The organism is Pseudomonas sp. K5002, assembly GCF_013386655.1.
Lineage (GTDB): Bacteria > Pseudomonadota > Gammaproteobacteria > Pseudomonadales > Pseudomonadaceae > Aquipseudomonas.
Genome location: NZ_JACARK010000454.1, coordinates 1 through 3,935 on the forward strand (window position 1 = coordinate 1; position 3,935 = coordinate 3,935).

At 60.4% G+C, this 3,935-nt stretch carries 5 protein-coding genes; all 5 read right to left on the bottom strand.

All coding sequences use genetic code 11. From position 1 onward, the window contains the following. Window positions 1-777 (bottom strand): hypothetical protein (locus HX846_RS20200; protein ID WP_178965977.1); only part of this gene is annotated, 777 nt, incomplete at its 3' end. Window positions 778-1,114: 337 nt separating this feature from the next. After that, entirely contained in the window at window positions 1,115-1,861 is a 747-nt protein-coding gene (tcyN, locus tag HX846_RS20205) for an L-cystine ABC transporter ATP-binding protein TcyN (protein WP_134325540.1), read from the bottom strand. Between the two features lie 3 nt (window positions 1,862-1,864). Then, window positions 1,865-2,530 carry a cystine ABC transporter permease gene (tcyL, locus tag HX846_RS20210; RefSeq protein WP_003211857.1) on the bottom strand — a complete coding sequence of 222 codons (666 nt, stop codon included), beginning with the start codon at window positions 2,528-2,530 and terminating at the stop codon, window positions 1,865-1,867. Then, entirely contained in the window at window positions 2,530-3,324 is a 795-nt protein-coding gene (tcyJ, locus tag HX846_RS20215) for a cystine ABC transporter substrate-binding protein (protein ID WP_003211859.1), read from the bottom strand. Before tcyJ ends, tcyL begins: the two co-directional genes overlap by 1 nt. Before the next feature lie 231 nt (window positions 3,325-3,555). Then, the coding region (locus HX846_RS20220; RefSeq protein WP_178965978.1) for a pyridoxal-phosphate dependent enzyme at window positions 3,556-3,935 on the bottom strand (380 nt) is incomplete at its 5' end.

Sequence of the window (3,935 nt, forward strand, 5' to 3'; positions counted from 1 at the left end):
TTCACAGGGCGAGCCGGGGCGACGGGGTTGGTAGGCCAGCGGGGCCCTGGCGGGGCTGGTCGGGGCCTGGGGAGCGAGCGCGGCGATGCGCAGGATGCGGGCTGGCGCCCAGCTTGAATTGTTGCCGACCCGGTCGAGAATGCAGTAGGTCACTTCGAGACGATGGTCATCCCCGGCTTCGACAATGATGGCCGACGGCACCCACACCTGCACCGCCTTGCCCACATCGCCAGCCTGGATGCTCGGCAGGTCCAGGCGCACGTCACCCCAGCGCAGGGTGATCTCGTCATCGGTCGCCATGTTCAGGTACGGCTCGATGGTCAGGGGCACGCCACGGCGGATCTGGCTGCTGTTGACGCCATGGCGACGGATGGTCTCGGGCAGGCTGACGGCGGCCAGGTTCTGGTTTTCATCAAGGCTCAGTGCCGAGGGCATGCCGCCGGGGTAGTCGGTCTTGACCTGCACCCGGGTGATGGCCGAGCGCGCCGGGCCGTGGCCGACCTGCATGACCCGGTAATGAATCCGTGCCGTGCCATTTTGCACAAAGCTCTCCGGCACTCGCAGGCTGGTGGGCATGCCGATCTTGCCGGCGGTGATGCGCCGGGAGGCGGCAAAGCAGTTGTTCCAGAACAACTCGATCAGGTCGCCCTCGTCCATGCCGCAGTAAGGCGCGATGTCGACCTGCAGGTTTGTCGCAGCGAGGGCATTGATGCCTTCTCGATGGGCCTGGGGCAAGGTCGGGGCAGTGAGCAGCGCCTGGGTGGAAATACGCTTCATAAATAATCTCCTTGGTGCAGCCAGCAGCAATCGTTCCGGACATCAGGCGCGGGCAGGCGACGTAGTCCGAAAGAAACGATTTAATAAAAAACCAGAATGGATCCAATCCTCTGGACGTTAGATAAGAGGCTTGGTTAGTTGGCGTCAAGAGGCTGGGCGGGGCAAACAGGGGGTTATGGAATATTCAGAAGGGTCTTACTGGGAGGGCGCTGCAAGTGCGTGCTTCAGGGGGACTTTTACCCAATGAATAAAGGGTGTTTCCCCAAAAACACTAAAGAGGCGAGTTGCCTTTCGGCAACTCTATAAAGCGAAGCTTCTTACAATGAATCGGCGCAAGTTAGTTGTTGATGAACTTGCTGAGAAACTGCCGGGTACGTTCTTCTTTCGGGTTGGCAAACAGCGCCTTGGCTTCGCCTTGTTCAACAATGACGCCCTTGTCGAAGAAGATCACCCGGTTGGCCACATCCCGGGCGAAACTCATTTCGTGGGTCACGATGACCATGGTGCGGTTTTCTTCCGCGAGGCTGCGAATGGTCGCCAGCACTTCGCCTACCAGCTCCGGGTCCAGGGCCGAAGTCGGCTCATCGAACAGGATCACCTCCGGCTCCATCGCCAGGGCCCGGGCAATGGCCACCCGTTGCTGCTGCCCACCGGAGAGGCGGCGTGGGTAGGCGTCTTCCTTGCCTGCCAGGCCAACCCTGGCCAATAGCTTGCGGCCCAGGGCATCTGCGGCGGCCCGGGGCATCTTCTTGACCACGATCGGGCCTTCGATGACGTTCTCCAGGGCCGTGCGGTGCGGGAACAGGTTGAAGTTCTGGAACACAAAACCCACGTGCTGGCGCAGGCGCCGCACCAAGCTTTGCTGTTGGTTGAGCGGGCGGCTGCTGTCGATCTCGATGTCACCGACCTTGATTCGGCCACTGGTGGGTTCTTCGAGGAAATTCAGGCAGCGCAGCAAGGTGGTCTTGCCGGAACCGCTGGGGCCGATGATGGCGACGACTTCGCCTTCCTTGACCTCAAGGTCGATCCCGTTAAGCACCACCTGACCCTTGAATTGTTTGGTCAGTTTTTCAACCACGATCATGCTTCAAGACTCCAGGTCATGCCGGTTGACTCGTGCTTCCAGGCGGTTTTGCACGTGCGCCAGGACGCTGGCAAGAATCCAGTAGATCAAGGCGGCGGACAGATACATGGTGAAAATTTCGAAGGTACGGGCCGAGACCAATTGCGCCTGGCGGAACAGCTCCGGCACCTGGATGGTGGCGGCCAGGGCGGTGTCCTTGACCAGGGAAATAAAGCTGTTGCCCAGCGGCGGCAAGGCCGTGCGCATGGCCTGCGGCAGGATGGCCCGGCGCAGGGTCTGCGCACGGGTCATGCCGATACTGGCCGCAGCTTCCCACTGGCCGCGCTCGATGGAACCGATGGCGGCACGCAGGATTTCACAGGCGTAAGCAGCCATGTTCAGCGAGAAGCCGATCATGGCCGCCGGGATCGGATCCAGCTCGATGCCCACTTGCGGCAAGCCGTAGTAGATCAGGAACAGCTGTACCAGCAAGGGCGTGCCGCGAAAGAACGACACGTAGACGCGGGCGGTCCAGCTCAACAGCTTGAAGCGCGACAGGCGCATCAAGGCCAGGCCGAAGCCCAGCAGCAAGCCGAAAAACATCCCGCCGAGGCTAAGGATGACCGTGAAGTACGCGCCCTTGAGCAGAAAGGGCGCGGAGTCCAGCGCGAGTTGGAAACCTGCTTCCATTATTGAGTAACGTCAGCGTTGAAGTACTTCTCGGACAGCTTCTTCAAGGTACCGTCGGCGCGCAGTTCGTCCAGAGCCTTGTTCACCGCGGCCAGCAGTTCAGGCTCGCCTTTGCGCAGGGCAATACCGGCTTCCTGACGGGAGAACGCAGCACCTGCAGCGGCGGTGTCCTTGGCTTTCTTGGCGTATTCCAGCGCGGCGAGGCGGTCGATCAGGATGGCGTCGACACGGCCGATGCGCAGGTCCTGGAACTTGGTTGGGTCATCGTTGTAGGTTTTGACGATGGCTTTCGGTTGGTTTTCCTTGAGCCATTGTTCGTAGTTGGTGCCCAGGCCCACACCGATTTTCTTGCCGGCCAGGTCGTCGGCGGTCTTGATGGTGTCGACGTTCTTCGCCAGGGTCAGCGCCTGGATCCCGGAGACGGTGTAAGGCTTGGAGAAGTCATACTTTTCCTTGCGCGCATCGGAGATGGTCACCTGGTTGACGACCGCGTCCAGGCGCTTGGATTCCAGGGCGGCGAGGATGCCATCCCACGGCGTGGCTTGCAGCTTGACCTTGACGCCCAGCTTCTTGGCCAGCGCTTCGGACAACTCGACCTCGAAACCGCTGAGCTTGCCGCTTTCATCGACGAAGCTGAACGGCGGGTAGGTGCCTTCCAGGCCAATCTTGATTTCGCCGGCTTTCTTGATGTTGTCCAACTGCTCGCCAGCAACTGCCTGACCGAGCCACCCGGCGCCAAGCGCCAGCCCCAATGTGCCAACCAGTAACGTGCGACGGAATACGGAAATAGTCATGAAGAGCCCCTGTGTTTTTTATGTTGAGCGATGCAGGTGACGCGGTAGTCGTATCCTGCCTTAAAAGCGCCGTGTGTGGGAGCCGGGCTTGCCCGCGATTGCATCAACTCGGTGTTTTGGATCTGCCCAGTCATGCGTATCGCCATCAAGCTCGCCTACGGCGCGACTATAAAGCCGGTTTTTAAGACTTGAAAATAATATAAAATCAGATTGATATTTCTTTATGGAATATTAAAAGCTCGAATCATAAGCAAACAACGCCGGTGCGCCACCCGTGTGCAGGAAGATGATCGGCCCCTCTTCAAAGCGCTGGCGTCCAATGCCATCCAGCAACCCGGCCATGGCCTTGCCCGTGTAGACCGGGTCCAGCAGCAGGCCTTCCTGGCTGGCTACCAGCTTGATCGCCGCCAGCGTGCCGGCACTCGGCTCGCCATAACGGGGGGCGAAGTACTCGTCCCACAGGATCACCTTGAACGCGTCCGGCAGCGGCACGCCGAGCAGTTCGGCGGTACGTTCGGCCAGGCCCTGCACCTTGGGGCGCTGGGCTTCGTCGGTACGGGACACCGTGATGCCAATCACTTGCAGGTCGGGCAGCACTTCGGCCAGCGCCA

Excerpts from the sequence above, each read along its gene's own strand:
- tcyN (WP_134325540.1), bottom strand. The coding sequence starts at position 1,861 with ATGATCGTGGTTGAAAAACTGACCAAACAATTCAAGGGTCAGGTGGTG.
- tcyL (WP_003211857.1), bottom strand. The coding sequence starts at position 2,530 with ATGGAAGCAGGTTTCCAACTCGCGCTGGACTCCGCGCCCTTTCTGCTC.
- tcyJ (WP_003211859.1), bottom strand. The coding sequence starts at position 3,324 with ATGACTATTTCCGTATTCCGTCGCACGTTACTGGTTGGCACATTGGGG.